Annotated in this window: 28 protein-coding genes and 1 pseudogene; 13 read left to right on the top strand and 16 right to left on the bottom strand. The window is 51.6% G+C overall.

Going from position 1 to position 26,846, the window contains the following annotated elements:
• Positions 1–27 precede the first annotated feature (27 nt).
• The 5 genes from EL633_RS25365 to EL633_RS36765 all read left to right on the top strand — a co-directional run bounded on the left by EL633_RS25365 (position 28) and on the right by EL633_RS36765 (position 3,048).
• Complete coding sequence (locus EL633_RS25365) at positions 28–462, top strand: arsenate reductase ArsC (RefSeq protein ID WP_126630069.1); 435 nt, start codon at positions 28–30, stop codon at positions 460–462.
• Complete coding sequence (locus tag EL633_RS25360; RefSeq protein ID WP_126630068.1) at positions 462–1,226, top strand: MIP/aquaporin family protein; 765 nt, start codon at positions 462–464, stop codon at positions 1,224–1,226. The genes EL633_RS25365 and EL633_RS25360 overlap by 1 nt, the downstream gene beginning before the upstream one ends.
• Positions 1,227–1,243: 17 nt before the next feature.
• Positions 1,244–2,035, top strand: coding sequence for an arsenate reductase/protein-tyrosine-phosphatase family protein (locus tag EL633_RS25355; protein ID WP_126630067.1), 792 nt, complete (start codon positions 1,244–1,246; stop codon positions 2,033–2,035).
• Positions 2,036–2,246: 211 nt separating this feature from the next.
• Complete coding sequence (locus tag EL633_RS25350) at positions 2,247–2,840, top strand: cation efflux transmembrane domain-containing protein (RefSeq protein ID WP_218027582.1); 594 nt, start codon at positions 2,247–2,249, stop codon at positions 2,838–2,840.
• A gap of 55 nt (positions 2,841–2,895) precedes the next feature.
• Entirely contained in the window at positions 2,896–3,048 is a 153-nt protein-coding gene (locus EL633_RS36765) for a hypothetical protein (RefSeq protein ID WP_161982427.1), read from the top strand.
• Between the two features lie 29 nt (positions 3,049–3,077).
• Here EL633_RS36765 and EL633_RS25345 read toward each other — a convergent pair whose 3' ends face one another.
• On the bottom strand, positions 3,078–3,563 hold the full coding sequence (locus EL633_RS25345) for a GNAT family N-acetyltransferase (RefSeq protein WP_126630065.1): 486 nt from the start codon (positions 3,561–3,563) through the stop codon (positions 3,078–3,080).
• A 312-nt stretch (positions 3,564–3,875) separates the two neighbouring features.
• Between EL633_RS25345 and EL633_RS25340 the strand changes: the two genes are divergently transcribed.
• Positions 3,876–4,763, top strand: a complete 888-nt coding sequence (locus EL633_RS25340; RefSeq protein WP_126630064.1) for a LysR family transcriptional regulator — start codon at positions 3,876–3,878, stop codon at positions 4,761–4,763.
• A gap of 99 nt (positions 4,764–4,862) precedes the next feature.
• Complete coding sequence (locus EL633_RS25335) at positions 4,863–5,303, top strand: nuclear transport factor 2 family protein (protein WP_161982426.1); 441 nt, start codon at positions 4,863–4,865, stop codon at positions 5,301–5,303.
• Positions 5,304–6,088: 785 nt separating this feature from the next.
• Here EL633_RS25335 and EL633_RS25330 read toward each other — a convergent pair.
• The 9 genes from EL633_RS25330 to EL633_RS25290 all read right to left on the bottom strand — a co-directional run bounded on the left by EL633_RS25330 (position 6,089) and on the right by EL633_RS25290 (position 15,427).
• A complete protein-coding gene (locus EL633_RS25330; RefSeq protein ID WP_126630063.1) occupies positions 6,089–6,844 on the bottom strand; it encodes an SDR family NAD(P)-dependent oxidoreductase in 756 nt (251 codons plus the stop codon).
• Between the two features lie 32 nt (positions 6,845–6,876).
• A complete protein-coding gene (locus EL633_RS25325; RefSeq protein ID WP_126630062.1) occupies positions 6,877–7,737 on the bottom strand; it encodes an alpha/beta fold hydrolase in 861 nt (286 codons plus the stop codon).
• 50 nt (positions 7,738–7,787) lie between these two features.
• Complete coding sequence (locus EL633_RS25320; RefSeq protein ID WP_126630061.1) at positions 7,788–9,335, bottom strand: MFS transporter; 1,548 nt, start codon at positions 9,333–9,335, stop codon at positions 7,788–7,790.
• A gap of 135 nt (positions 9,336–9,470) precedes the next feature.
• Complete coding sequence (locus EL633_RS25315; RefSeq protein WP_126630060.1) at positions 9,471–10,352, bottom strand: AraC family transcriptional regulator; 882 nt, start codon at positions 10,350–10,352, stop codon at positions 9,471–9,473.
• A gap of 158 nt (positions 10,353–10,510) precedes the next feature.
• Positions 10,511–11,005, bottom strand: coding sequence for a RidA family protein (locus tag EL633_RS25310; RefSeq protein WP_126630059.1), 495 nt, complete (start codon positions 11,003–11,005; stop codon positions 10,511–10,513).
• A complete protein-coding gene (locus tag EL633_RS25305; protein ID WP_126630058.1) occupies positions 10,989–11,711 on the bottom strand; it encodes an SDR family NAD(P)-dependent oxidoreductase in 723 nt (240 codons plus the stop codon). Before EL633_RS25305 ends, EL633_RS25310 begins: the two co-directional genes overlap by 17 nt.
• Before the next feature lie 406 nt (positions 11,712–12,117).
• Positions 12,118–13,482, bottom strand: coding sequence for a GNAT family N-acetyltransferase (locus tag EL633_RS25300; protein WP_126630057.1), 1,365 nt, complete (start codon positions 13,480–13,482; stop codon positions 12,118–12,120).
• A 171-nt stretch (positions 13,483–13,653) separates the two neighbouring features.
• Positions 13,654–14,580, bottom strand: a complete 927-nt coding sequence (locus EL633_RS25295; RefSeq protein WP_161982425.1) for a YobF C-terminal domain-containing protein — start codon at positions 14,578–14,580, stop codon at positions 13,654–13,656.
• Between the two features lie 37 nt (positions 14,581–14,617).
• Positions 14,618–15,427, bottom strand: coding sequence for a MerR family transcriptional regulator (locus EL633_RS25290; protein WP_126630055.1), 810 nt, complete (start codon positions 15,425–15,427; stop codon positions 14,618–14,620).
• Positions 15,428–15,582: 155 nt separating this feature from the next.
• Between EL633_RS25290 and EL633_RS25285 the strand changes: the two genes are divergently transcribed.
• Entirely contained in the window at positions 15,583–15,993 is a 411-nt protein-coding gene (locus EL633_RS25285; protein ID WP_126630054.1) for a DUF4386 domain-containing protein, read from the top strand.
• A 56-nt stretch (positions 15,994–16,049) separates the two neighbouring features.
• Here the strand turns inward: EL633_RS25285 and EL633_RS25280 are convergent, their stop codons facing one another.
• Entirely contained in the window at positions 16,050–17,093 is a 1,044-nt protein-coding gene (locus EL633_RS25280; protein WP_126630053.1) for an alpha/beta fold hydrolase, read from the bottom strand.
• 314 nt (positions 17,094–17,407) lie between these two features.
• A complete protein-coding gene (locus tag EL633_RS25275; RefSeq protein ID WP_126630052.1) occupies positions 17,408–18,199 on the bottom strand; it encodes a response regulator transcription factor in 792 nt (263 codons plus the stop codon).
• Between EL633_RS25275 and lgt the strand changes: the two genes are divergently transcribed.
• Positions 18,194–19,168, top strand: coding sequence for a prolipoprotein diacylglyceryl transferase (lgt, locus tag EL633_RS25270; protein ID WP_126630051.1), 975 nt, complete (start codon positions 18,194–18,196; stop codon positions 19,166–19,168). The two genes, EL633_RS25275 and lgt, sit on opposite strands and share 6 nt — an antisense overlap.
• On the opposite strand, the gene EL633_RS25265 is transcribed toward lgt, so the two are convergent.
• Positions 19,127–19,411 carry a DUF1294 domain-containing protein gene (locus EL633_RS25265; protein ID WP_218027581.1) on the bottom strand — a complete coding sequence of 95 codons (285 nt, stop codon included), beginning with the start codon at positions 19,409–19,411 and terminating at the stop codon, positions 19,127–19,129. The genes lgt and EL633_RS25265 overlap by 42 nt on opposite strands.
• A 452-nt stretch (positions 19,412–19,863) precedes the next feature.
• Between EL633_RS25265 and EL633_RS25260 the strand changes: the two genes are divergently transcribed.
• The 3 genes and pseudogenes from EL633_RS25260 to EL633_RS37905 all read left to right on the top strand — a co-directional run.
• Positions 19,864–20,592, top strand: coding sequence for a TetR/AcrR family transcriptional regulator (locus EL633_RS25260; RefSeq protein ID WP_218027580.1), 729 nt, complete (start codon positions 19,864–19,866; stop codon positions 20,590–20,592).
• A 41-nt stretch (positions 20,593–20,633) separates the two neighbouring features.
• A complete protein-coding gene (locus tag EL633_RS25255; RefSeq protein WP_371865599.1) occupies positions 20,634–20,852 on the top strand; it encodes an FAD-dependent oxidoreductase in 219 nt (72 codons plus the stop codon).
• Positions 20,837–21,181: pseudogene (locus tag EL633_RS37905) on the top strand (FAD-dependent oxidoreductase); the annotation flags it as partial. The gene EL633_RS25255 and the pseudogene EL633_RS37905, both read left to right, overlap by 16 nt.
• Positions 21,182–21,341: 160 nt before the next feature.
• On the opposite strand, the gene EL633_RS25245 reads toward EL633_RS37905, so the two are convergent.
• Positions 21,342–22,100: a helix-turn-helix domain-containing protein gene (locus EL633_RS25245; RefSeq protein WP_126630048.1), complete on the bottom strand. Its 759-nt coding sequence runs from the start codon at positions 22,098–22,100 to the stop codon at positions 21,342–21,344.
• Between the two features lie 205 nt (positions 22,101–22,305).
• Between EL633_RS25245 and EL633_RS25240 the strand changes: the two genes are divergently transcribed.
• On the top strand, positions 22,306–23,088 hold the full coding sequence (locus EL633_RS25240) for a phytanoyl-CoA dioxygenase family protein (RefSeq protein WP_218027579.1): 783 nt from the start codon (positions 22,306–22,308) through the stop codon (positions 23,086–23,088).
• A 29-nt stretch (positions 23,089–23,117) separates the two neighbouring features.
• Here EL633_RS25240 and EL633_RS25235 read toward each other — a convergent pair whose 3' ends face one another.
• Both EL633_RS25235 and EL633_RS25230 read right to left on the bottom strand, forming a co-directional pair.
• Positions 23,118–23,912, bottom strand: a complete 795-nt coding sequence (locus tag EL633_RS25235; RefSeq protein WP_126630047.1) for an ABC transporter substrate-binding protein — start codon at positions 23,910–23,912, stop codon at positions 23,118–23,120.
• Between the two features lie 155 nt (positions 23,913–24,067).
• Positions 24,068–26,446 (bottom strand): discoidin domain-containing protein, encoded by a 2,379-nt coding sequence (locus EL633_RS25230; RefSeq protein ID WP_126630046.1) that lies wholly within the window; start codon positions 26,444–26,446, stop codon positions 24,068–24,070.
• Positions 26,447–26,846: the final 400 nt, after the last annotated feature.

The raw sequence follows: 26,846 nt of genomic DNA, 5'->3' as shown, positions 1-26,846 counted from the left end.
TACACTGATACATAAAGGAACAATGTAATGAAACAACGGGTCCTTATCCTGTGTACAGGAAATTCCGCACGTTCACAAATGGCTGAAGGCTGGCTCCGCAGCCTGGCTGGAGAACAGATGGATGTTAAGAGCGCAGGTACCGCGCCTTCTCAGGTCAATCCCCTGGCCATTCAAGCGATGGCTGAGCGCCAGATAGATATCAGCCATCAACGCTCCAAGCATCTCAACGAGTTTCTTGGTCAGCCTTTTGATTACGTGATCACCGTCTGCGACAATGCGGCCGAGCAGTGCCCTGTATTTCCTGGAAAAGCGACACGTATCCATTGGAGTTTCCCCGATCCGGCCGCAGTTCAGGGAACAGAGGAAGAACGTCTCGCCTCTTTCCGACAGGTTCGTGATGCCATCGAGCGCCAGTTTCGTGCCTGGATCGAAGATCCTGCTACCAGATTAGAGGTAGTCTGATGCTCCAGACATCTTTACCACGAAAAGCTGTCGCCGAATGCATAGGCACTTTTGCCCTTGTTACTGCAGGTTGCGGAGCTATCATGGTCGATACCCAGACCCATGCATTAACCCATGTTGGCGTCGCACTCACCTTCGGTTTGATTATTATGGTCATGATCGCTGCCACGGGTCATCTCTCGGGCGCGCATTTTAATCCAGCGGTCACGATTGCTTTTGCGCTCACGCGCCATTTTCCCTGGCGCCAGGTTCCGTTCTATATTCTGGCACAGGTCCTGGGCGCTGTACTCGGGGCAGTTATGCTTCGTGGATTCTTCGGCTCCATTGCAGCACTTGGAGCCACCATCCCATCAGGTAGCGTCTGGCAATCATTTGGGCTGGAAGTGTTGCTTTCGGCAGTCTTAATGATGGTTATTATCTCTGTAGCGACTGATACCAGAGCTGTTGGACAACTGGCAGCGCTGACGATTGGCGCTGCGGTCGCCCTGGATGCCATGTGGGGGGGCCCGATTAGTGGTGCCTCAATGAATCCTGCCCGCTCTCTAGGACCTGCATTGATTATGGGAGTCTGGCAAGACCAATGGGTCTATATTGTTGCCCCTATCATTGGGACATGCCTGAGTGCTACTCTCTATCAATGGTTACGAGCGACACCCAACATCAAAGCAATTGAGTCCCAAAAAAACCAGGCAGTCCTCTCGACGAGAGAGGAAAAGGTGCATCGTGATAGCAACAGTCTGCTGTCGCATAAGTCTTGCGAGTAAAAGGGAGAAAGACGAATATGAGCGCAACACTTTCGACAACACACGTCCCCGAATTCTTGAAACTATTGGCCCATGAGCTCCGCTGGAACATTGTGACAGTACTGGCGCAGAGCGATCGGAGCGTACACGAAATCATTCAAGCCTTACATGAACCCCAGAATGTCGTCTCGTACCATTTGCGGAAACTGAGGGAGCATCATCTGATTAAGGAACGGCGCAGCAGCGCTGATGAGCGCTCACTGTACTATAGCCTTGATCTTGAAGTGCTACGTACACTTTATCTGAACGCAGGCAACGTCTTACATCCAGCGATTGGGAGTCTGGAGGTGCCAGCGGATCCGCAGCAGTGGCCAATGTCCCAACGACCACTGCGCGTGCTATTCCTCTGTACCCACAATAGCGCACGTTCCGTACTGGCTGAAGCCCTCTTACGGCAGATGAGTAGTGGACGGGTCGAGGTCGCCAGTGCAGGCACAGAGCCAACCGGCATCCATCCTACGACCATGCAGGTGTTAGCGTCTCTGGATGTTGATCATACCCACCTCCGTTCCAAGCATATCGATGAATTGAGCAATCTGCATTTTGACTACGTGATTACGGTCTGTGATCGGGTGCGCGAGGCATGCCCCACCTGGCCGGCTGAGGCGGAGCTCATTCATTGGAGCTTTCCCGATCCCGTCCAGGAAGATGCATCAGAAGAGGAACGCTATCAGGCCCTTGAACACACAGCCACCCAACTCACTACCCGCATCCGCTACTTTTTAACACTTGTCGAGCGTCGCTATCGACACAAAACACTGACGGCGTAGAGAAAAGCCTGGCTGGAGTACCATTTCGCAACAGAAGTAAAGGCATAGACAGCCAGGGAAACAATGCAAGGATTGGACGTTGCTTTTCTACGTCAGCACCCCCAAAGATGCGTGAGCACCTCCATCAGGTAACGCAGTATCACGAAGCCAGTGGGCTTCCAACTTGGGATGAGCTACAATTGGAGCAACCTATTTATGCACGGAGGTTATTTTGAATCAAACAGCTCTTCTCAAACGAGGTTTACTGCTCGAATATCTGACCTTGGGATGGAACGTGGTCGGGGTCATTCTAATCATTCTAGCGGCATATGCCGCTCGTTCCGTCGCTCTGGCAGGCTTCGGTCTGGATTCACTTATTGAAATCTTTGCGTCTATGGTTGTCGTCTGGCAACTTACGGGCGTCAACCTTCAACGCGAACGCATCGCGCTTCGTCTCATCGGCATCGCTTTCATCCTGTTGGTGATCTATATTATAGCGCAGTTCCTCTACACGTTCTTTATCGGAACTCATCCGCTTACCTCGATTGGAGGAATTATCTGGATTGCCTCGACATTCATTGCCATGTTGCTGCTTGCCTTTGGCAAGCGCGTCACCGGACTGCAACTCAAGAATGAAGTCTTGCTCACCGAAGGACGGGTGACGCTGGTCGATGCCTACCTGGCTGGCGCTGTCCTGCTAGGGCTCCTGCTCAATGCTCTCTTTGGCTGGTGGTGGGCCGACCCGCTCGCTTCGCTCGTCATCGTCTACTATGGCATCAGAGAAGCTCTTCATGCGCTTCATGAGAGCGCTGCGATCAAGCAATAGAGCACGTGCGATCGCTCGGCTCGCTCCTTCTTGCGTGAAGCCTTAAGGTGAATTTATGGCTTTTTTTGACGCCTTCCTCATTTCCACTAAAGCCGGCGTTGGTGATGCAGACAAACGTGGTGTTATCTTTGCGTACGGTAAAGATCCACTCGACCAGATTCGAAGTGCCATAGCCAGGCCATTCAATGAGAATGCGCTTATCAGTTAAAGCCATAGTGGCATGGCAGTTTTTCTTTCTTATTCAAGAAACGTTTCAAGAGCATCTGCAGCGAAGAAAAAGCGAACTTTCTGTTTGCCTTCTGCACCCAGATGCTGGTAAAAGCTGATCGCGTGTGCGTTCCATAGCGGCGTTTGCCATTGCACATTGACACAGCCAAGTTGGAGCGCCAGACTGGCGATTTCCCTGATAAGCCGTCGCCCCAGCCCTGCGCCACGAACCTCTTCGCGCAAGTAGAGGCAATCCATATGCAAAAAGGCATCCGCATCCCAAGTGGAAAACTCTTCGGTAGCCGTGGCATATCCCATCAGGCGACCATGCTGTTCTACAACCCAGGCGTACAGACGTGGAGAAGCCGTGAAAAGCGCGCCAGCAAGGTGTATATCCTTATCTTGTGGATCGTATTGAACCTCTTCATAAGCCGCGTGTTCTGCGCATAATTCAATCAGTGACTCGATATCGCCGGGTAAAGCGATACGAATGACGTATACCTCGTGATCAAACATGTAATCTCCTACAATCCATGAGTATCTTCGATTTTTCGAGAAGAGGACGCATGCTCGCTCCCTCGTGCTGGAGAAAATAGCCATAGAGTGAACCGCTTCGGCGGAACACTAGCGGAATCCACAGGCGCACTAATGCTTCAAAATCTCCCTATCTGTACGGATCACTATCATTATGAATGAACAGGATGGAAGATTTGCACCTGCTGTTGCACTGATACAGTGCGTTGTAGGACACTATAGCATAGACTCTAGCATCAGAGTGAGCTATACTTTTTGATGAAAAGTATCAATAATTTTGATGGAGGCAATGGTATGGATTTTGTCTACCTGCGGACACTTTGTGAAGTCGCGAAGTGGAGTAGCTTCACACGCGCCGCTGATGCGTTAGGATATGGGCAACCCAGTGTGACTATGCAGATTCAGAAGTTAGAAGAGCAGTATGGGGCAGTGTTGTTTGAACGTTATGGGAAAAGGATGCAGCCAACGCAAGCTGGTGAAGTGCTGCTACAATATGCACGGCAGATCCTGGCATTGCATGCGGAAGCAAAAGCACAGCTCTCTACACAGGAAACGGGAACCCTTACCATTGGGACCATTGAATCATTGGCCACTTTTTATCTCCCATCCTTGCTCCAGGCGTTTCGTCGTACGTATCCTGGCATAACAATAGCCTTGCAATCGGGGAATGAAGAATCAATCGTACGAGCCGTCAAAGAAGGACAATGTGATCTCGGCCTGATCCTGGATGTCGTCTCATCAGACCTGGAATTGGAGTGTGTGCCGTTGCGGAAAGAGGAGTTTGCAATTATTACCCAGATAGGTTCCCCCTATAGTCACTTGCCCGAAGTAACAGTACAAAAACTGGCCAACGCGAGTTTCATTCTCACTGAAGAGGGCTGTACGTACCGCGCGCTCTTACTGCAGGAACTTAGGCAGTCTGGCACTGCCCACCAGATTGTATGTTCATTTGGCAGTCTAGAAGCGATCAAGCAATGCGTGATGTGTGGCCTGGGGATTGCATTCTTACCTCGTGCCACAGTACAGGAAGAAGTGGAACAAGGGAAATTGCAAGCGCTTCCATTCGCGTATCACAGCAATCTGTATACCCAGGCGATCTATCTGAAAAGAAAGTGGAAATCACGCGCATTTCAGAACTTGCTGGATTTAATGGGGTCTGCCCTTCCAGCCATTCAGCCTTGAGTTCATAGTTGAAAAGCATGCTATGAGCATAGATTTTCTCTTTACTTCTTTGCTTTGAATATCTATACTTGAGAAATTGACAGTCTCTCAATGATCTAAATGGGTAGGAACAGTACGCCTTCTACCTCTATCAAAAGGAGGGAAGCCATAAATAACAATATTGAGATCCTCAAGCATATTTATGATCGCTTCAATGCACGAGATATCGATGGTGTTCTTGTCGCGCTCGCAGATGATATCACCTGGGCGAATGGTATGGATGGAGGCTACGTTCATGGCCATGAAGCTGTCCGAGAATACTGGACGCGCCAATGGTCTATGATTAATCCTCATGTCGAACCGGTGCAATTCAACACAGCTGCAGATGGGTCAATTGTTGTAGAGGTTCAACAATCAATACGCGATCTTGAAGGGAAGCCTCTTCAAAACCAGACGCACGGGCTACAGGACAAAATGGTCGGGCATGTCTTCCACTTTCAAGATGGCAAGATAGTCCGTTTCGACATTCAGGATACCTCTTCCGAGGGATTCGCAGGATAATACAAGAGGAGCATGAAAGTTTTAATTTTTGGTCCTACGGGAGCCGGGAAAACCTACGTCTCATCCGCACTCAAAAGCGTTGATACCCAATGCTTTTGAGTGCGGATGAGACGTAGGTTTATCTTCCTGCGGTCGGAGTGTCAGGCATGCCAGGGATACAGGTATACTTCAACAACCAGTAGCTGCACAAAAAGATTATGTGCGGCCATATCTTCAGATAGAATATGCGTTTTCCAAAAAGGATGTGCGTTTCCCCATGATGAGATTTATTCAACTTGATCGTCCCGAGGTCATACAACAGGTAAGCTTTGAATGGGTGCCATTCATTTTTTTTGCAAGCATAGCTATGAGTGAAAGAGTGGAGGCCCAATTCATTTCACATCGTGGGTGTCGCCTGGAACAGAGAAACAAAATCATGTTGAAGCAACCGAATCGAGAGGCGGGGAGACGGCAACTCGCTAGGGGATTGCCCTACACGAGTCGTGTCCAGGTCACTTCATCATATAGGAAATGAAGAAACATCATATTATCTTCAAAGAAACGGGACAAGAAAAAAGAGAGATATAGGGCAATCCCCTTGCGGCCGTGGGCCGTCTCCTCACCCTATGTCAAAGCCCCTGTTGACGACCATTATTGCTGTCTTCTCGCCCCATGTGAAGGACCTGGAGCATGTCCATGATGGGACGTATACCGTTGCAAAAAAATGAATGGCACCCTGCAGTAGAGCAATGGTATGCTCATCCCTTCTTCTGGACGTTGATGATGAATGTGCACATGACCCGCGCTTACGCCAGTAGCCCACCATCGACCGTCAACGTTGTGCCAGTGATGTATGCTGCTGCAGGGCTGGCGAGAAAGACGATGGCTGCCGCGATTTCCTCGGGCCGACCGTAGCGACGGAGGGCAATGGTTGGCACAAGATTGGCGGCAAAGGGGCCTTCAGCCGGATTCATGTCGGTATCGATCGCACCAGGTTGCACCATATTGACGGTAATCCCCTTTGGTCCGAGATCGCGTGCCCAGCCTCTGGTGTACCCTGCTATGGCCGCCTTCGTCGCGCTATAGTCGGCCAGGCCTGGAGTTCCCACGTGTGAGGCGAACCAGGAGCCGATGGAGATGATACGTCCTCCCTCACCCATGACCTGCGCCGCTGCCCGTACCGCTGTCGCCACGCCAGCCACGTTGACCGCCATCAGCCGTGCAAAGCTGGCTTCATCTCTCTGCTGATCAGTCACATTCCCAAAGAGCAAGATTCCGGCGTTATTGACAAGGATATCAAGGTGGCCGAACCGTTCGATAACCCATTCAATCAGCCTCGTGACCTGCCCGGCATCAGCCTGATCCGCTCGGAAGGCTGCTGCACGCACTCCTTTCTGCTGTAGTTCACTGACAATCGCCTCTGCTTTCGCAGTCGAGGTGCTATCTGTATAGCTGATCGCGACATCGGCGCCCTGTTCAGCAAGCGCACGCGCCGTGGCAGCCCCAATCCCACGTGATCCACCGGTGACCAGGGCCACCTTTCTATGTAGTGTCTGTGTCATCGTCTTCTTTACTCCTTCCTCTTCTTGTTTGTCTATTTCTGTGTCAGGAAGTTGTCAATCAGAGTGGCAATTTGATCTGCTGCCGTATCCAGCGCGAAGTGACCACCATCTACGATGTGCACTTCAGCTGCAGGGACATCGCGGCGGAACTCTTCAGGCTCGGAAGCGTCGAACGAGAGCTCATACTTTCCCCAGATAACGAGCAGCTGAGGCTGGTTTTGACGCATCCATTCTTGCCATTTTGGGTAGGAAGCAACGTTCGACTGGTAATCGTAAAACAAATCGCTTTGGATATCGGCTTGGCCTGGCTGGTTAAGGAAGCGGAACTCATCCGTCCAGAGGTCGGGATCGTAGCGCTCAGATTGGGGATCGTTCCCCACATGCCGCGTGCGCGTGGTAGCAAGCGAGAGAAGATTCGTACGCAAGGTCTCCTCGTTCGCGGCGCGGTTGGCCCAAAAGGCACGGCGCGGCTTCCAGTTCTCGCCGAGGCCGCTATCATGCGCTACGGCATCCTGTATGATCAGCGATTGAACGCGTTCGGGATGAGCAAGCGCCAGGCGAAAGCCGACCGGACCGCCATAGTCTTGCATGTAGAGGGAGTATTTTTCCAGGCCTAATGCTTCGCCAAAATGCTCCATCACGGTCGCGAGAGTGTTGAAGGTGTAAGCGAATTGTGTGTGATCCGGCCAATCACTATGGCCGAAGCCTGGATAATCCGGGGCGACCAAGTGATAGCGGTCGGACAGGCGCGACAATAGCGGCTCATACATCCGTGAAGATGATGGTAGTCCATGCAGCAACAGCAGGGTAGGGGCGTCTTCAGGCCCGGCCTCTCGGTAGAAAATGGAAAGCTCATCTACCTTGACGGTGCGATAATACACAGGGTTTTTCATTGAATGCTCCTTTTTATTTATCGATATTTATCGATGATGATCTTTTATGCTTACTCTGCCGGATAAATAAGTGAGACCGCCCCGCTGCTCAGCAGGAACAACAGCGTCACAAGCAGTAGTGCGCTATGCATGCCAGCCAGAAAGGCGTTCCTCTCACTTAGAGAACCAAGTATTGAGCCTAAGATGGCTACACCAAGCACCCCTCCCACCTGGCGACTCGCATTCAGGAGGGCTGACGCAACCCCCACCTGGTTCCTGGGAACCGTATTCAGGATCGCCGTTGTCATGGCGGGGACCGTCATACCACAGCCAAGACCAAGCATGATTTCTCCGGCCAGCAATACAACAATGGTATTGCCAGTTTCTCCTAACAGAAGCAAGATGGTGCCAAGACCGCTCGCCGCCAGTCCTCCGATCATGGGCCGGCGCGTGCCCAGACGTGCGGTGATTCTCCCTGAGAGCAGGGCTGTGCATCCTGTCGCGACGGTGATGGGTAACAGGGCGACTCCTGCCAGCGCTGCCGGGTAGTGATAGATATCCTGAAAGAACAGCGAAAGGACAAACAGGACACCATACAGACCAAAGTTGAGAATGCCCCCAACCAGGAGTGGCATGTTAAAGACGGCCGCTGAAAAGAGCTGCAAGGGGAGCATTGGCGTACTGTGCCTCATTTCGATGAGCAAGAAGCCGCCAGTTGCTCCTATGCACAGCACAAACATGCCGACGATCTGAGGAGAGATCCATCCCTGGCTTCGCCCCTCGATAAGTGTATAGGTCAGCGTGGCAAGGGCAACAATCACGCATACCTGACCCCATAGGTCACGTTTGAGTGTTGTTGTACGTGACGTCTCGCTGACGAAACGCATGGTGAGCGCGAGGGCGAGAAGACCCAGGGGCACGTTCAACAGAAATATGCTGCGCCATCCCAGCATGTCAACCAGCATTCCACCTATGACCGGACCTCCTGCCAACCCGATGCCTGAACTTCCTGCCCAGATACCGACCGCCCTGGCGCGTTGACCAGGGTTCTGAACACCATGAGAGATCAAAGCGAGCGAGCTCGGAACCAGTAGCGCGGGCCCCACTCCTTGAAGTACGCGCGCCGCTATTAAGGTATTGAGCGAGGAGGCAAGACTACAGAGGAGTGATGCTCCCGTAAACAGGCAGTAACCCATAAGGAACGCGCGCTTATGCCCGAGTCGATCTCCGAACGTGCCCGCGCTGAGTAGTAAGCTCGCGAAGGTCAACGTATAGCCGTTAACCACCCATTGCAAGCCTGCAAGCGAGCCATGCAAATCATGTTGCATAGCCGGAAGCGCCACATTAACGACGGATGTATCAAGAATAACCATGAAGAATCCGAAGCAGATGGCGGCCAACCCAAGGGTGTGCAGTGACCCTTGTGCTTCCCGAACCGATGTGGCCTGTCGTTCTATGCGCATACTGTATTGCGCCTCCTGTGCTGGCTCTGCCAGAGGGCGGCAGAAACGACCAACCGCGCCAGGCGTGCCTGCCCTCTTCCAGCCATGAGTAGTGCGCCGATAATGAGATAGCCCGGGTACCAGGATGTCGCCAGATACGTATGAAGCAGACTCCACTCCATTGTTGTAACCTCGTGATCTTATTGTGTGCAGCCGTCCATTTTGGAGAAGCGGCTTCTGTACTTACTCTAGCATGAGCCTGGTGGGGGATGCGCCCATATTCTTGCGCGTAAGCAACCTATTCTTGCGCTGTTACCGGTAGTCCTTTGGGGCCAATCCGGTGAGGCGTTTGAAGTGCAATGCCAGGTGGCTTTCATGCGCGAAGCCTACTGTGTGGGCAATAGTAGTGAAGGACCAGTTTGTGGTGGTCATCAGCAGTTTAGCGCGTTCAACCCGACGTTGGATGACATACCGGTGGGGAGGAAGGCCGATAGCTTCTTTGAAGAGGCGCGCGAAGTGGTAAGGGCTGAGATGTACGGCTGCCGCGATCTCTGAGAGCGAGAGATCCTCAGCGAGATGATCTTCAATATATGTGATGGCAGGCCTGAGCGTCGTCCTTGCCAGGCTATTGGGCTTTGAGAGCGTGGGCTGTTTTACCGAAGAGTGATGCCTGAGAAGGTGGATAGCCAGGATGTTCGCCAATGATTCCACATAGAGTTTTCCCCCGAGACCAGCCGAGCGCATCTCCGAGAGCAGCGAGAGCGCGATGGACTCGATCTGTGGATCGAAGGCGCCGAGTGTATCAACAAGCTCTACGCTATCAGGATTGATATCAGCGGAGGCCGCGACCCTTTGGATGAGCGTGGGGGAGAGGTAAAGATGCAGATGACGCACCTCTTCCTCGCGCTCCAGATGCCAGCTTGTTGGTGCTCCCGCAGGCAAAATAACCAGATTGCCAGTTTTGAGCTGGCCCTGCCGCCCAACGAGCTGTTCCTGAATTTTCGTCGGGGAACCGAGATTGACGACGAGGACGTGACGAGGGAGAGCAGGCAAGGCAAAGTCCTCATGCGGATGAACAACCTCTGCAATATCAAGTCCATTCCAGCCCATGCCGCTACTCGCTTGCACGATGTGCTCAGGCGGAACGTCAAGGGCTGTTTCCGAAAAATCATCTTTAGAAAACAATGCTTCCATTGTTCTGCTGCCTTTTCGTCAGTTCGGAGAAAATTGGAGTACTCAGTACCAGTAATAGCACTATACCATATGTTTGATCTGATGGGTGCTCCGGTGACGAGTCGGCGGCGGCATGAAGAAGAAAGTGCGATCCCTGCATTGTATTCATCCTGATAGTATTACACGACAACTTCAAAGACTGCATCTAGAACCACCGGAGTTCGAGCGGGTAAGCTGTAGACCCCCGAGACCAGGCGCGTATGTCCCTGTTCCTTCCCAAAGATCTGTGCCAATAGATCCGAGGCACCGTCGGCTACTCCTGCATGTTGTGTGAAGGTTTCGGTCGTCATCAGTGCTATGCCAACGCGTACCACTTTCTGAATACGATCGATATCGCCCAGGAAATGGCTCGCCGCTGCCAGTGCATTTAACGCTGCATATCTGGCTGCTTCTTGTCCCTGCTCCACCGTCAAATCAGCACCTAACCGGCCTGTGAAAAGGAGCTTTCCATCAACAAAGGGCAGGATGCCGCTGGTGAAGAGCAGACTCCCCACCAACGATGTTTCTACATAGTTTCCAAGGGGCGTCGGGGGCGCTGGAAGCTGGATACCAAGCGCTTTGAGCCTCTCGCTATGCTTCTTTCCCGGGCCGTTTTGATTACCATTTGCCTGCATGTGCTCCTCCATCTACAGAAATGATTTCACCGGTGACAAAGGTGGCTGCGTCTAAATACAAGATCGCATCCACAACCTCAGATGCCTGACCCATACGTGCGATTGGATGCATATTGCTGAGGAAAGCATAATCATCGTTTTTGTGGAGAGGGGTATCAATGTTGCCTGGTGCAACCGCATTGACGCGAATACCTTCGCCCGCATACTCAATGGCCAGGGCTTTTGTCACAGCATTTAAGCCACCTTTGGTTAAAAGAGCCATGGATGCCGAAACCCCTGCCACCGGCTGATTGGCCAGCGTGGTGGTAATGTTTACAATATGGCCCGAATACTGTTTTTGCATCTGCTCAATCGCATACTGTGTCACAAAGAAGAAACCCATCAGATTCGTTCTGACCAGGCGCTCAAAATCCTGCGTGCTATAGTCAGTAAAGGGTTTTGGGATAAAGATCCCGGCGTTATTCACGAGCAGATCCACCCTTCCAAACCGTTGGACAGCTGTATCGACGACTTTTTTTGCGGTCTCCTGATCGGCAATATCACCGTCAACGAGGGCGAGGCGCTCAGAAGCGACCAGGGTTCCCGCGCTGGTAATGGTGCGCGAGTTGGCGACGACCTGATATCCCCGCGCCAGCAAGGTCTGCGTCAGTTCAAGGCCAATTCCTGATGAAGCTCCGGTTACCAGAGCGGTTTTTTTCTCAGACATGGTTGTTTTCTTCCTTCTTTCTTTCAAACTATAGTGTAATAAATGGTTGTCCATGGAAAGCAGTGTGGCTTACTCATAGCCGCTTCCATGGATACCGCATTTCTTTTGCCATAAGAGTACCGCAGAAGGAAATTACAAGCGCCTATATTCTTGCGCAATTTGAATAGAATCTTGCGCCGCTTACACAACTGGATGTTGTGTGATATTTGGAAGTATCAAGAGCCAGAGGTCAAGTTTCGCAGATTTGCGTACATTTATGAACCACGACCCAAGGATGATAATGGATGGTTAAATGGATATGCCAGCTTCCTCCCTGTCAGGTATCATTGGTGGAAGCCTTTTTCTATGAGAAGATGGTTGCCGGATCGACATGAGGTCGATCCGGCAATTTTCTGTTTGCAGCTCTTTAGTTCCAAGTAAACACGCATGAAGGTCGCGTAGGGAAGAGTGCCAGCAGGAGTGGTCTGACTTCGGTACTGATCCAGATATCAGGAAGGATATGGCGGAGCTCATCGATACTACGATGACCGAAGAGGATCTGTAAAAAGACCAGGGGAGGGAAAGCACTGTCTGCCTCAGGACCGTAGAGAGTGGTGCGCCACTCTTCCACATCTAGCAATCGTCCATGTTCAAAGCGCATACGGAGACCGCTGCGATAAAAATCCATGCTAAGCTCGCCACTATATCCCGCCACTGGTGATAGTGCCAATCGTCGTTCAAGCACTGGCGCAATATGCTTCAGAAAGGCGGGAAGGTCCTTAACCCGGATATACCAGGCATAGGCAGGTTCTTTGGGATAATCTAAGGCTGGACCCAGCAGAGCATGGACCGGATGGGTCGTCCCCAGAGAAAAGCTGATTTCTTGGAACGCTGGAATGCCAGGACGGGTGGTTTCGAGCGCGTGACCATAAGCACGTAGCGCCCGTAACACAGCAGGCATCAGACTGTGGATATTGACTCCATCCACAAACTCCAGTAGCCAGACCACCAGCGTCTTGCCACTACGATAGGCATTACTGGCCAAAAAGCCTATGGTCTCGCCAGCAGCGCTGACAAGCATCTGGAAAGCAAAGGTGTGGCGCCATTCAGGATGCTTTTTCCAGGTATCAATTTCGTAGAGCCATTGCTGGTGTGTTGGCACATCCCGTACAATAGAAGTTGACTGACGTCGCTGGTAGAGCGCCTCTATGGTTGGAATATCGGTAGGAGTTGCCTCCCGCAAGGTTAATGGCTCGGGCCCCTCTGCTGATCGCTCAGGAATCAACACAAGAGGAGTCGCCCGCCGATCTTCTAATTCAAGCGCATATTCATAGCCGAACTGACGATAAAAATAAGCGATGCCAGTAATAATCTGGACAAGGTCTCCATCGGCCTCGCTGCGAGCATGAAGCTGCTCGAACAGCGCACGCACAAGTCCACGATTGCGATAAGCGGGATCAGTCGCTACCCACTCTGGCCGGCCAACGCTAAATGGAATACCTTCATAGGACCAGGTTTGTTTCCATAAGCAAGCCGTCGCGACAACCGGATGATCCTCTTTTGTAGTATCCTCGACCAGAACGAAATCCTGTGGCCCCATCAATGGGTAGTCACCACTCATGTGGGCGCGAATAATTCTGATGGCATTGCTATTTGGCGCCTCGGTGGCATTAGCGCGATGAATGAAACTATGCAGCGTCGCGATGCGTTCAATATCCTCAGCAGTCGACCAGCGTAACACCAATCCATCCCCCAGATCACGTTGAAATGAGTTGTTCATAACCGGATGCATAATACCCTCCTCAAATTCTGCTAGTATAGCATACAAAGGTATCAAACTAGTGAAGGGTCATGATGTGCGCTTTATGCTGCGGTTTCCTAGAACACCCTGCCTTGTGCTGATCCGGTCGGGTGAGTGACCGGATCTCGTTGTGGTGGGGGCCAGAACAATTGGACGCACCATTTAGCCAAGGGCAGCGATGAAGCGGGTTTCGTGCTCGGCAAGGCGATGCAAGATGTCTGGGAGGCGTTCGCGCTGGTTAGCGGCTGTGGCCTGTTGCAGGCGACCATAGAGCAGGCTTTCCTCCCAGCGGATTGCGGCGGCTTCCGGCAGGTGTTCTTTCAGGAAAAAGGCACTATCCAGACAGCGCTGACCCGAGACGCGCCAGTTGAAGTAGGGGAGACCACCCAGGGGGATATCTGGCAATGTTTGTAAGTCAGTGGCCAACGTTCTCATGGCTTCTGGACCATAGAGTAATTGAACACCGTCAGCAGTTGTGACCGATGTACGAGCCATATGGGTTCGGGCCAGATCCAGCGACTTTTCCCAGATCTCCCCGTCCGTGGGCGGGGTGCCTTGCGCGCCTATCTGCCATAGACCATAAGGTTTGCCGGTATAGATATCACGCTTCCAGGCGTTCAGGAAATGGTTCAGTGGCAAGGGGACAGCTGGATAGCCATCGGGATCATGCACGATGACTTCGTCTGGTTCCAATGCCAGTACGACAATGGCGTGATCGGCCCCGGCTGCCTGTCTGTGCGTGGGCGAATAGGTGAGGTAGCCCATATCCAGCATGCCCGCGACCACAGGACCCTGCGTAAGTGCTATGCGTAGCGCTGCCAGGGCTGTCTCATCATCGGATGAGCCGGTATAAGTGTACTCGTAGTTCAGGGTGCGCAACAGATGTTCGCCTGACAGGTGATATTGATCACCAATCACCACAAAAAAGCTCTTGTGGTCACGTAGATAGACAAACTCAAAGGCCTCACCACTGACACATTCCAGCCAGGGAAGCTCATAGTGGTGGCCCTGGTGTGCCAGCACCATCTGGATAGACTTGATCAAACAATAGCTCATGCGGCCTGAGTAGGGGGTCATTGAAATGGTCATACCTATACACTCCTTTTTCAGGGTACTATCGTGGTCTTTAACGAATTGGATATTGAATCTCTGTGATATAAGAGGTGCAATCACTTGAATGGAGAGGGCTATAGTGATAGATTTCGCGGGCAGGTCCATTGGGAAGATAGCCGGTCGCTGCCAGCCAGCGATTCAGCGCGGCATACGCGGCATAGATCTCCGTATAATCTCCTCGATAAAGGACACAGGCCAACTGTATTTCTCCGGACAGACGTTCGCAGAGCAGTCCTGGCAGCGATGCTGGCAAGGCCGCCACCGAGGCTCCCACAAAGAGATCAATGCCCTCCCCAGACCCGCACTCTTCATAATACAGATGGATCAAGGGACCGGCCGGAACCAATTTCTGTGCCTCTAGCTGATGCAACACTTTCCAGGCAAAGGGACCAATCTCTTGTGTTGTAACCACACTTTGTCGCAGCCCTACCAATGTGAGTGGCTCACTCTGCTTGAGCACAACATCATAGTGCTGTCCAGCATGTTCAACACTCGCTAGCTGCTCCACCCGCGCCAGCAGCCGTTGCAATCGGGCTTGCTCCTCCAGTACGACCTGTTTTTGAACCTCTACACGCTGTGCCAGCAAAGCCTGGACTGCCTGCATATCGGTCGTCTGCAAAAGATGAGCAATTTCCTCAAGCGCCAATCCACAATCCTTCAGCGCCTGAATACGCATCATATCCTTCAGTTGCCCCACCTCATAGAAGCGATAGCCACTCTCCGGATCAACCTGGGACGGTCGCAACAGCCCCAACTGATCATAGTGCCGCAACGTCTTAATCGACACCTGACTCAAACGCGCAAACTCGCCAATCTTCAACATCGAATCCTATCTCCCTCTCTCTCATGTAAGACAAGCATACACCCTCCCCTTACAGTAGAGTCAAGAGCCGCCAATGGGCAATACGCCGTCCAATAAATGAACTATGGAATTTGCATCTCTCCCCCCGGGAGCAAACGTACAATTTTATATCAAGAATGGGGAAGAGAAACATTCCTATTGGACACGTGAGTGAAGTCGAAAAGATTTCTCCCTCCCTCATCGTTCTTTTGTCAATCGTGACCTTGCGGCAGACGGGGAGTGGAGTAGAGGCATTGGTCACCAGCCATGTGCTTGTCACCCTGTATGATCGCATCTTCCTCCTGGGACAAAGTTTTATGCCAGCCATATGCGACCTGTTGCTGGGATTCCTGCTCTACCAGTCGCGTCTCGTGCCTCGAGTCCTTTCCCTGATTGGAATAATCGGAGCCCCCATCCTCCTTGTAAGCTACATTGCTACGATGTTCGGTCTTATCGGGCAACATACCCCCTTAGTCGATGTGTCCGCAATTCTAAAGGAAAAGTTGATGACTGCTCATTTCTCAGCGAAAGGAAAAGAAGAGAAATGAGCAGTCTATAGTTTCTGTTCAGCACGCGCTATGTGAGTGAAAGGGGATGCTGTTGATTATTTTGCGTTGATAATCGGGTGAAGCACCAGTGGACGCACGCGTTGCAAAAGCTCGTTGAGAAATTGTTCCGAGCGGGCAAAAGCCGCGAGATGACCAGCCTGCTTGATCAGGACAAACTCTTTGTAAGGTGCCTCAATCTCGTCAAAGTACGCTTTCGCAGCCGCTGTTGGAGTAATCGCATCGGTATCGCCCTGCAAGACGAAGAAGGGAAGATCGAAGCGTCGCCCAAGCTTGCGGGGATCGATTGTTTTCATCTCTGGCGCCAGTTGTTCGGCCGAGAAGCTCATACCCTTGAAGTACTCCATGAGATCGCGGAGCGTGTGATTGGGCGAGGTCAGCATGGCTGGAAGAATCAGGTCCATGATCATGTTTGGAACCGTCGGGTTCGCTTTAATCGTCCATTGATGCAATCTGGTGGCCTCGCGAGGTGTCAATTGATCTTTTTTGGCTCGCAGCTTCTCAACCGCTTTCACACCTTTGGTATTGCCTGCGTTGCGCAACCACTCCAGTGTCAGTTGATAGGAAAGCTCGCTGGCATCCGGGCCGGTATTCTGGTCAGTACCCACATAGGCCGCGAACAGATCAGGGCGCCGCCTGGCCATAATGGTCCCGGTAAAGCTGCCAACAGAACTTCCGACGAGGATGATCGGCTGGCTTATGCGGGTGCGTAAAAACTCCGCTACCTCGATACCATCTTGGACCAGACGTTCAAAGGTGAGGGGGCCAGTGCCAGTTCTTCCATTTTTGCGGAAGGTCTTGCCTGCGCCGCGTTGGTCCCATTGGACGAGTGTGAAGTATTTTTCCCAGGGACGCAAGAGTGGGGTAAAGATTGAATAGGTTGAGGCGGGACCGCCATGGATAAAAAACAGAACCGGATTGTGTTGGTCCTCGCCGCGGATTGTGATCCATTGGTCGATGCCGCCAATCTTGATAAAACCTTCTTCGACAATGGCATCAGGAGTCGTAATCAGAAGATCTTTTGCGAGCTTTTTCTGAGTGCTTTTACGTGTAATCAAAGTGGTAAGCATATTGACTGCCATGTATTTTTTTCTCTTTCTTTTCGCGCCATCTTGCTGGCATACCTTACAGGAAGCTTCTACACTTTTTTCTCAGTTGGTTTGGCTTACTTATACCTTTTCGAGATACGTTTTGTGACGTGACCTCAGTGCTCGCGACATAGAAAGAATGTCCGATAGAGATGGGCCTTTTGTTCGCTGCACCGGCGGAGTTACCTTGCTTGTCACTCAACTGTTGTGAGTATAGCCGTTTCCAGAGAGACTTTCCCCATCCTCGTGGGTAGTGTTGAGGGTAGTCTTGGAAGCATTGACATAGGCAGTATCTAAGATAGATCTGGTTAGTGTGGCTTCTGCTGCTGTGTATCAACATAGGAGGAGTGCCGCAATTGGCGCTCAACCTGGCTGGCTTGCAGGCGATTGCTTACACCTAGCTTCTGATAGAGATTCTTGATATGATACTTTACCGTATTGACTGAGATAATGAGTTCGTTCGCGATCTCCTGATTGCTCAATCCAGAACAAAGACCTTGCAGCACCCGTTCTTCTTGCGCAGAGAGTGGCTCAACAAACTGGCCTCTCTCCCCTCTTTCCTCTATCCCGGTCAGTGTACGTTGCGCTTCTGCAATGACTTTTTCATCATGCAACTCATGGGCTTCAGAGAGAGACTGGCGCAGATACTGTTGCGCCAGGTTGCGCTCACCTTGTGCCAGATAGATCTGACCCAACGTCAGGTGGATGTCAACGGCGAGAAACTGGTTGCCTGGAGGAAGATTATCTGCCTTTGCCTGGAGCAGCATTTCACGTGCTTCATTCACCTTGCCACATGCAAGCTGCTCTCTGCCAACGAAAAGCAGGCATGCCGATCGATACATTTGTACACGGAAGTCTACTGCTTCCTTGCGTGGCAGGAAAACAAGGGCTTGCCGAGCATAACTCACGACTGAGGCGAAGGAAGCTTCTTCCAGCAGGGCACTCAGGGCGCGATGTGCATAGATGGCACCAATCCAGGAGAGATCTCCGCTACGCCGCCAGCCTTCTTCAGCCATCAAGAACAACCGCTCAATACGTGTCTGTTCTGCTGAAGAGATTGAGGATGCTCTCCCCTGGTGAAAAGAGTATGAGAGATGCAATGTTTTTCTGTTCCCCTCGCCTTCCTCATCAATTGGAACTGGGTCCAGATCAGCTCATATATCCATATCAACATGAATCCAGTCCTGTTCTCTCTTGGTCCACTGGCTTTGCGCTGGTATGGTCTGATGTATGTGGTCGCCATTGTGATGGGCCTCTGGTTGATTCGCAGGTATACTACGCGTCAGGGCTTTCAGGAAGACCAGATCTACCGGATGCTCTGGTGGTGTGTCGTGGCAGGTCTCCTTGGAGGGCGTCTGTATTTCGTGATCCAGCAACCTGATCTGGTCCAGAATTACCTCTTGAAGCCCCAACACATTCTGGCCACCTGGGAAGGCGGCATGGCCTTCTATGGTGCAGTCTTTTTGATTATGCCGGTCTTGTTCTGGCGCGCTCTCAAAGAGCGACTTAATCCATTAGTCACCCTGGATGCTGGTGCGCTCTTTGCCGCTGTTGCACAACCTTTTGCGCGTCTTGGTAATCTGATTAATGGCGACATCATTGGCTATCCCAGCACGCTTCCCTGGTCCACTGTATACGACAACCCGGCCAGTTGGGCGTGCCAGAATCTGGCGGATGGGACCTGCCATGTCCCAGTGCAACCAGCAGCCGGCTATGAGATCCTGCTCAATCTTGTGCTAATTGGAGTACTCCTGCCCCTGGCACGACGGTATCACCGCCCCGGCATGCTCCTGCTCACCTACTTGTGTGGTTATGTCATTGCTCAGTTTCTGGTCTTCTTTACCCGCGCGAATATCGTTGTACCACTCTTCACGCTGGATTGGGGACTCAAGCAAGCCCAATGGACTTCGCTGCTTATCTTGCTTCTTTTAATTCCACTGACGCTGTGGGTGAGACACTGGCGCTTTGCTCAACCCATTCCGCCAGGGGAGATTCCCGCAACCTATGGCATGCCCCCATCGCGGAGGCTACCCCTGTTTATAGAAAAAGAACAACACAGCGAGCAGTAAAATAGCTATTTGAACGATGAGGATCAGCCGCAGTCTTGTGATGAAGGGGCGCTTGATCGTCTTATGCCTGAAGTATCTCCGTGCAGCATAGGCGGCAGGGGTACCACCAATAAATGCAAGGAACAATAAGACGTTCTCTGGAACTCTTTGTCCCCCCATCCTGGCTGAACGCTTATCCAGGCCGTAGACGACAAAAGTAAGGATGTTCAGTACGAGAAAGTAACCAATAATAATAAATGCCACGTTTGCCCTCGTCTCTTTTAGCGCCATATAAGCAAAGCTCATTGTGCTTGTATGGTCAGTATCATACAACGTACTGTGAATTTGAACAGATTAAGAAATCTCGATAAGTGAATATCTTCTCCATGATTGACTCTCTGCCGCGTCCTGATTGCTTACAGGAATCAATTAGCATATCCTTATTCTATACTATGGAACTCGTTTTCACAAAGTGTTTGCGAAAAGTAAAGAGATGCCAGGCAGAGGAGACGTTTGAGCAAGCACTGAGATCATGGCGAACAAACACCCTCTCCGGGAACGCTTCATCTGTGTTGCTCCAGTTGGTAACAAAAGACATGCAAGAGCTCTTCACCCGAGAGAAGTGAAAGCCAGATGAGCCAGATGTGCATGGAGCGATAAGAACATGTTCGTTGCGAACGCTTACGTTACGAACATGTTCGTGTTATACTGTTTCTATGATGAAACATGAACATACGTCACCACCTCGCAGCCGACGTGAACGTCCGGCCAAACCAGCGTTGACACGGCAGGGAATCATCGATGCCGCGCTTGCCATCCTGCGTGAGGAGGGACTTCACAAGGTTACTATGCGTCGTATTGCGGACGAGCTGGATACAGGGCCAGCATCGTTGTATGTCTACGTGCGCAATACGACCGATTTGCATGTGCAGATTCTCGATGCCCTTCTGGCGACCGTCACCGAGCCGCTCACGGTGGAGGGGACATGGCGCGACAGGGTGAAACAGGTGCTCACGCGCTACACCCTCGTCCTCTTCAACTATCCAGAGATTGCTCGCATGACCTTGACCATACATCCCAGTGGTCCGAACTACCTCGCGTTGCTGGAGCAGCTTCTCGCTCTCCTGAAGGAGGGGGAGATGCCGGACCGAGAGGCCGCGTGGGTGGTCGACCTGCTGCTTCTGTATGCGACAGCGATCGCTGTGGAGCACAGCACTCGTCAAACCTCATCGGTGGCCGTTGATGAGGACTCAGCCCTCGTTGCGGCGATTACTACCGTTGACACGCGTGTGCACCCTTTTATTGCACAGCTCGGCAATGAGCTTTTTTCCGGCAACGGTCCTGACCGCTTCGCGTGGAGTATCGACGTTCTCCTCTCAGGAGCACTGAGCACTCCCCGTGCAGCTACAGAGCAGGAGAAAACAGATTTCATACAAGAACAATAGATGGTGAATAACAGAAAGGGAACACGCTCTTGGAACAACAAGTGACGATTATTGGCGCAGGTTTAGGTGGGCTCACGCTTGCCAGTGTGCTGCATAAGCATGGGATTGATGCCATGATTTACGAACTGGAGGCATCACCTACGATTCGTGATCAAGGGAGCATCCTGGACATGCACGAAGAGTCTGGTCAGCTTGCCTTACGCAAGGCCGGACTGTTTGAGGCATTTCGCAAGGTTTTACCGGTAGTGAGACCGAACTGATTTCTCGCCCCATCTACGCCCTCCCCATTGGGCATCGCTGGGAACGCATCCCCGGGGTGACCTTACTGGGCGATGCCGCTCACTTGATGTCGCCGTTTGCTGGTGAGGGGGCCAATCTCGCCATGCTTGATGGGGCGGAATTAGCAGAAGCTCTTCTGGCGAATCCAGACAATATGGAAATAGCGCTTGCCTCCTATGAAGCAGCATTGTTTCCTCGGAGTGAAGCTGCTGCCTCGGAAGCTCAGAGGAACCTCCAGCTCTGTTTCCAACCCGATGCACCACAAGGCATGCTGGATCTGATGGTTCAGTATACCTCCCAGAGAGGATAACCAGCGAGAAGAACGCGCTCTGGCGCGTCTCTCCCCCGTTGTCCTTCGAAAGTTCTGCTTCTGATGGCAATGCATGAAGCTGGTTCGATGAATAATAACGCATTGTGCTTTTCCGCCATTCATATGAGTGTATGGAATGTCATAGCTCATCCGTATTCAGCTATTCAACCATACACTCATATGAATGTATGCGCAAGGCGCCAGGAGCTTTTCCCGTGAGATTTTTCACCTGGCGGCTCAAATGGCTGGCTGAGTCATACCCGCAGAGACGTGCAATTGCTTCCAGGGTGAGATCAGAGGTACGTAAGAGATCGCATGCGTGTCTGACACGAATGCGCTGCAAGAGCATGGCTGGCGCGCATCCGTGTAGACGCATAACATGTCTGCGTAGTGTGGCGGGCGAGATACCCAGGGCGAGCGCGATTTCACTAATTGTCAGTGGTCGATGATACTGCTCTTGCATATAGCGTTCTGCCGCAGCTACCAGCTTCTCTGCAGTGCCTGATGGAGCACTGATAGCTGCGCGCATTAAGAGTAGATCGAGTTGCTGGAGTAGCAGGTCCAGCATTATTGCACGGTCAGAATAGTGTGTGTGCCATTCGCGGATCAGCTTGCGACAGAGGTGGGTCAAAGATAGTTCCGCGTCATCCAGGCAGATACGCGGCCAGGGGTGGTGTGCAGGTGCGATCACCCCCAGATAATAACACCTATAGCCTGTGCGCGCATATTCGGCATGCGCAATTCCTGGGGGAGTAAGTACCAGGATGCCGGGAGCCGTCTCATAGATATCTGTGTCCAGCACGGTCTGAATCGTACCTGTGCAATAGCAGACGATTTCCCACTCTGTATGGATATGCATAGGGAAATCTTTTCCCTGGGGGGCTTCATATGAGCCTGCATTGGTGAGTTGAAGGTTCATGTCCTCCTCGCTTTCACTGTTACCAGCTATGCAACAAGAACGCCATCGTTGTACACACCGTTTTTCTGCAAAGATCTGAGCGTTTTGTGCATTGCCGTAGTCTCCATGCCTGGCGTAATATTACTGGCAGGAGCTACTGAATGCAAGCCTGTAGACTGGAACTGGCCTTTTTGTGCAATATATTGCTTATGGACGGAGGAGACATATGTCTGAACACCAACCGGTAACACGTATGATGAAAGCCATGGAGGAACTGGGTGTTACCTCCACTACGCTGAGTGACGAAGAGAAGCGCTTGCTTGATGAGCAAGGATATGTGTTATTTCCTCACCTGATCGACGAAGTATGGTTGCAACAACTGCGTGCGAAATATGAAGAATTGATGGAGAAAGAGGGTCAATCGGCAGGAATGGAAGTGCACCAGGAAAATGGGACGCGTCGTCTTTCCGACCTGGTGAATAAGGGTGAGGTATTTGATGGTATCTATACGCATCCCAAATTGTTAGCAGCGGTGTTTCATATTATCGGTTGCGAGTTCAAACTTTCCTCACTGAATGGGCGTGATGCGATTCCAGGAGAGGGTCATCAAAGCTTGCACGCTGACTGGGGACGCCTGGAAGAAGGCGAGCCCTTTCACGTCGTAAATTCACTGTGGATGCTGGATGATTTCACCAGCGAAAATGGAGCCACACGTGTGGTCCCTGGAACACATCGCCTCTTCAAGTCACCTGAAGAAACAATGTCAAATCCTGCTGATGAGCATCCCGAGCAAGTATTAGCTCTGGCCCCAGCGGGTACTGTACTGGTTTTTAACGCTCACCTATGGCATGGAGGAACGTGCAACGTTACCCAGAATACCAGGCGTGCTCTGCACTGTTACTTTAGCGCACGCGAGTTTCCTCAACAATTGAATCAACGTGAGTATCTACGCCTGGAAACCTTCAGGCGCATCTCTCCTGCAGCCAGATATCTCCTTGATGTCGAATAAGAGATTAAACAGGGTGATCTACTATGGCGCTAAGGACCCCGTGGCTGCTTCGGGAGCCGAAGTGATGAAGGTCTATCCACATGGCTTTCCTCCAAAATAGTACGTTTATTGAATTCAATGGAGAACACGAGCGTGCGTAAGATTTGTATCTTGCTTCCCTGGCGTACGGTCAGACGCTTGCCGAGGTCTAACAATGCATCAAAGGTTAAGGGCTTATCTGTTGAGGGTACGGGAACGCCCGCGCGTTTAAAGACCGCCGTATCGGCCCAGTACATGGTATCCTGGGACCAGTCGTGTGGCATGCCATAGCGTGGACCTTTGCCCTGTTGCTTGCCATCCCAGCGATAGAGATCGCAGACAGGTTGCAGATCGCTTTCTTTGAGCAAAGAGCTTTGCGCGAAATACTGACTGAGATCTTTGGCCGCTCCACGGGCCGCCAGGTTGCTGATATCAGGTCCTCCTGGGGTTTTAACGATATCTGGTGGGGTGCCTGCGGCCAGCATGGAACTCAGACGGTTTTTATCAAAATCAAGACGTTTGATGTGGATCAATGGATGTTGCTTTTGGAATGTCGCGATCCAATGGTCTGAGAGCCCGGTATCATCTGTGACACGATCATCCATGACGGTAATGGTTACTGGTTGTGACGTCGCGGGCCCACTGCCATTGCTGCAGGCTGCTAAGAGGGCGCTGCCCCCGAATGCCGCACCGGCAATGGTTGCCGACTGTGCCAGGAAATGGCGTCGACTGAGTGGGGGTGGTTGAGAAACGTGCGTCGTCGCAGCCGTAGTATCGATCAAAGATAATGGTTCGTTCTTTTCCATCAGGAAAATGCTCCTTTTACGTAAATCAGAATAGCGTCAGGTAACCGGGATACTATGGAGAGTGTCAGAGGGCATTTCACTCTCTCCTGGAGGATGAAAGGAAGTCACAACTTCCTTTCATCCGGTTCGTAGGCGCTCAATTTAGCTGTAAGAAATCATGAATAAATATTTAATTCACCGATGCTCCATGGATGCGTATCAGTTTGTGTCTCCTGAATCGTGATGTAGCGGTCAGTCTGGGCTGGAAAGGTATAGCTCTGGACCGCATCACGGGTGCAGTTATCGCACGCTGCAACCACGTTTCCCCAGCTATTGGGCGTGTTGGAGACATAGATGAGATATCCTCGTGGATAGTTATCAGGGAAAGAGCTATCATCGAGTACCAGCTTGCGAAACGTGTGCGTTGATCCCAGATCGATTTGAAAAGCGTTGTGATTACTCTGACCCTGTGCGCTCGTCCAGCCGGTGGTCGCATTTCCATCAATGGCCAACTGTGGGGTTGTTCCTCCGGCGGTATCACTTGCGCTCACTGTCCAGTTGGATCGATTGAGTGCAACATCGTTGGCTGAGGTATACAGGTTGAGCTCACCAACTGACCATGACTGATTGGAAATGCTCCCACCCGTCAACTGGATTCTAACATAGCGAGCAGTTTGCGCAGGGAAGGTTCCCAGGGAAGGGCTGGTACCGCTCCCTCCTCCGCCAAATACCTGCGTCCAGGTGGTTTGATCATTGGAGACATCGACTTCATATCCTTGTGGAAAGCGCGCGAAATCTGCGGTAGCATCCAGGCTGATCTGGTTAAAGGTCTGGCTCGCGCCCAGATCTATCACAATGTTTTGCCCTGAGGATTGCGCCTGACCCGAGTTCCAATAGGTGTCAGCATTATTGTCGAGCACCTTGTTGATATCTGCAGTGTTGAGCGAGCTTGTTACCTTCCAGAGGGTCCGATCTAATGCCACGGGGGCAGGGGGAGGCGTGGTGGCAAAATCAGGTGCGGACGCAACGCGAGGCGTACCGCCGCCCCCGATCGTGGTTGGACTGTTATTGTCGATCACCTGTAGCTTGGAAAAGATGTTGTTGAGATCGTTGTACCAATCGAGAGCACCTCCTGTTGCACTATTAGAGGTATTGAAGCCATAGCCATACTTACTCTCCATCTCTGCATCAACCCCATAATCGGCCCCAAGGCCTTGAAAGTACCAGCCGGTATCATCCACAATATAGCCACCGTAATCCTGGAGAGCATGGAAAATTTTCAGGCCTGCGGCTGTCTTAATGCCCAGACTTTCAGGTGTGGTGGAAGGCGTAATCGCAAGCAATGATCCGGGCTTAAAACTGGCAAAGGCAGCGGGATTACTCTTACAGGGATCCTGACTACAATAGTTGTCCGCTGATCCGTAATCGGCGCGATCTGCTGGCCAGCGGAAGGGAGGATTCTTGGATGCATTTCTCTCCAGCCAGAAATCTAGCTGCAGTGCATGACCGATGGCTCCGGGACCAATGAGTTCGCCAGGTTTGATGCCGCCTCCGGTACTGGAGAGCCCTGATCCATAGTGGCCCCCGCCGATACCCGCTCCATACAGGTCGAGATCGGTGGCACGATAACCAAAGATAGAACCACCAGTGGTACAGCGCGTCGTTGGCTGAAATTGCGCCATTGTACGCCCATCACCTTGAATGATACCGCTGGCATTATTCGGGGTGAAATTGGGGTTGCGGGTCCAGTTATCAAGAATAAAACTGTCGGGAAGCTGGAGTGATCCTTGCGAAATGCCAACTGATCCTTGTGCGGGATCCAGATTACACTGACCGAAATCATTGGCTCCAGTGCTTCCAGCGGTGTACGCGTTGCGCTGTGGCGCATTGGCATCGGTGGAGACCAGTGGCTCTCCATCATAGATATATGCTGATTCAAGCTGGAAAGGGACCGAAGTATAGGTTGCGTTGGAACCAATGGGTGTATTCCAGATACTATTGGCGGCAAAGGGCCACGCCTCTGCATCTCGTCCTTTTCCGACAAAGATATCGTCGGCATAGAAGTAGCCTGAGCCCACATTTTTTAGGATATAGATGGTTGCCGATGAAATACTGGCAGGTGTGGTAATCGTGCGGGCCTGACGTGTCCAGTCGCTGAGTGTGAAGGGCATCTGGTAGTCAACCTGGCCGCCTGAGCCATCCACGATACGCAAGGTGATCTGTGCATATTCGCCCGTGCCAGTGGTTTTGCCCCAGCCACTGAACGAATAAATAGTGTTGGGCTCTAAGGTCAGTGATTGTCCAGCGCCCTGTTGTCCTGTGCCCATCACCAGGGCACCGTTGCCGCTATGCGTAATGCTGCTGGTTGTTTGTGCCGTCCCTCCAAAATCATACCAGGGATTGATGTCACCTTCGAACCCTCCATTTTGGACCAGATTGGGGCTATCGGCATGCGCTTGTTTTGTCTGTGTTATGGTTCCAATAGTACTGCCAAGAAGCGCCAGCAGTAAGAGTACGATAGAGATGTGTTTCCGTGAAGAATGATATCCCTTCATGTCTTCTCTCCTTGAAATATGATTGCTCGTTCAATCATTTCAAATCATTGCGCTTTTACGGAAATATGGAAGTATGGAAATGCGCGAATAGTGAGACGACTTCTCTGTTCCATGTTTTTACTCTTTGTTGTAAGTGCCGAACAGAGATAGATGTCAGAGATCTCGTGTGTGTATCTCCTTTCTTTCTTTTATCGATCAACAAATGTGCCTTCAAGCCATACTTGTGAACAGAGGGTATGTTTTGTTACAAGGAGCTTCATACTCTCTTTTTTACATTGCCTGCAGATCGTGTTCCTGTACCGCGAATCAGTTGAGCTAGATGCGCGAATAGGAATATTTGTGATTTCTTGCATCCAGTTTTTCTGAACAGATGTATATATTTTATATACATGCTTCATGA

Origin of the sequence: Dictyobacter alpinus, assembly GCF_003967575.1 — a bacterium.
GTDB lineage: Bacteria > Chloroflexota > Ktedonobacteria > Ktedonobacterales > Ktedonobacteraceae > Dictyobacter > Dictyobacter alpinus.
The sequence above is the reverse complement of the archived record's forward strand: the minus strand, read 5'-3'. Positions and strand labels throughout refer to the sequence as shown.

Excerpts from the sequence above, each read along its gene's own strand:
- EL633_RS25330 (WP_126630063.1), bottom strand. The coding sequence starts at position 6,844 with ATGACACAGACACTACATAGAAAGGTGGCCCTGGTCACCGGTGGATCA.
- EL633_RS25305 (WP_126630058.1), bottom strand. The coding sequence starts at position 11,711 with ATGTCTGAGAAAAAAACCGCTCTGGTAACCGGAGCTTCATCAGGAATT.
- EL633_RS25355 (WP_126630067.1), top strand. The coding sequence starts at position 1,244 with ATGAGCGCAACACTTTCGACAACACACGTCCCCGAATTCTTGAAACTA.
- EL633_RS25280 (WP_126630053.1), bottom strand. The coding sequence starts at position 17,093 with ATGGCAGTCAATATGCTTACCACTTTGATTACACGTAAAAGCACTCAG.
- lgt (WP_126630051.1), top strand. The coding sequence starts at position 18,194 with ATGCAATGTTTTTCTGTTCCCCTCGCCTTCCTCATCAATTGGAACTGG.
- EL633_RS36765 (WP_161982427.1), top strand. The coding sequence starts at position 2,896 with ATGGCTTTTTTTGACGCCTTCCTCATTTCCACTAAAGCCGGCGTTGGT.
- EL633_RS25335 (WP_161982426.1), top strand. The coding sequence starts at position 4,863 with ATGGGTAGGAACAGTACGCCTTCTACCTCTATCAAAAGGAGGGAAGCC.
- EL633_RS25235 (WP_126630047.1), bottom strand. The coding sequence starts at position 23,912 with ATGGAAAAGAACGAACCATTATCTTTGATCGATACTACGGCTGCGACG.
- EL633_RS25360 (WP_126630068.1), top strand. The coding sequence starts at position 462 with ATGCTCCAGACATCTTTACCACGAAAAGCTGTCGCCGAATGCATAGGC.
- EL633_RS25230 (WP_126630046.1), bottom strand. The coding sequence starts at position 26,446 with ATGAAGGGATATCATTCTTCACGGAAACACATCTCTATCGTACTCTTA.
- EL633_RS25345 (WP_126630065.1), bottom strand. The coding sequence starts at position 3,563 with ATGTTTGATCACGAGGTATACGTCATTCGTATCGCTTTACCCGGCGAT.
- EL633_RS25315 (WP_126630060.1), bottom strand. The coding sequence starts at position 10,352 with ATGGAAGCATTGTTTTCTAAAGATGATTTTTCGGAAACAGCCCTTGAC.
- EL633_RS25245 (WP_126630048.1), bottom strand. The coding sequence starts at position 22,100 with ATGAACCTTCAACTCACCAATGCAGGCTCATATGAAGCCCCCCAGGGA.
- EL633_RS25365 (WP_126630069.1), top strand. The coding sequence starts at position 28 with ATGAAACAACGGGTCCTTATCCTGTGTACAGGAAATTCCGCACGTTCA.
- EL633_RS25290 (WP_126630055.1), bottom strand. The coding sequence starts at position 15,427 with ATGTTGAAGATTGGCGAGTTTGCGCGTTTGAGTCAGGTGTCGATTAAG.
- EL633_RS25285 (WP_126630054.1), top strand. The coding sequence starts at position 15,583 with ATGGGGAAGAGAAACATTCCTATTGGACACGTGAGTGAAGTCGAAAAG.
- EL633_RS25295 (WP_161982425.1), bottom strand. The coding sequence starts at position 14,580 with ATGACCATTTCAATGACCCCCTACTCAGGCCGCATGAGCTATTGTTTG.
- EL633_RS25325 (WP_126630062.1), bottom strand. The coding sequence starts at position 7,737 with ATGAAAAACCCTGTGTATTATCGCACCGTCAAGGTAGATGAGCTTTCC.
- EL633_RS25340 (WP_126630064.1), top strand. The coding sequence starts at position 3,876 with ATGGATTTTGTCTACCTGCGGACACTTTGTGAAGTCGCGAAGTGGAGT.
- EL633_RS25310 (WP_126630059.1), bottom strand. The coding sequence starts at position 11,005 with ATGCAGGCAAATGGTAATCAAAACGGCCCGGGAAAGAAGCATAGCGAG.
- EL633_RS25240 (WP_218027579.1), top strand. The coding sequence starts at position 22,306 with ATGTCTGAACACCAACCGGTAACACGTATGATGAAAGCCATGGAGGAA.
- EL633_RS25300 (WP_126630057.1), bottom strand. The coding sequence starts at position 13,482 with ATGCATCCGGTTATGAACAACTCATTTCAACGTGATCTGGGGGATGGA.
- EL633_RS25260 (WP_218027580.1), top strand. The coding sequence starts at position 19,864 with ATGATGAAACATGAACATACGTCACCACCTCGCAGCCGACGTGAACGT.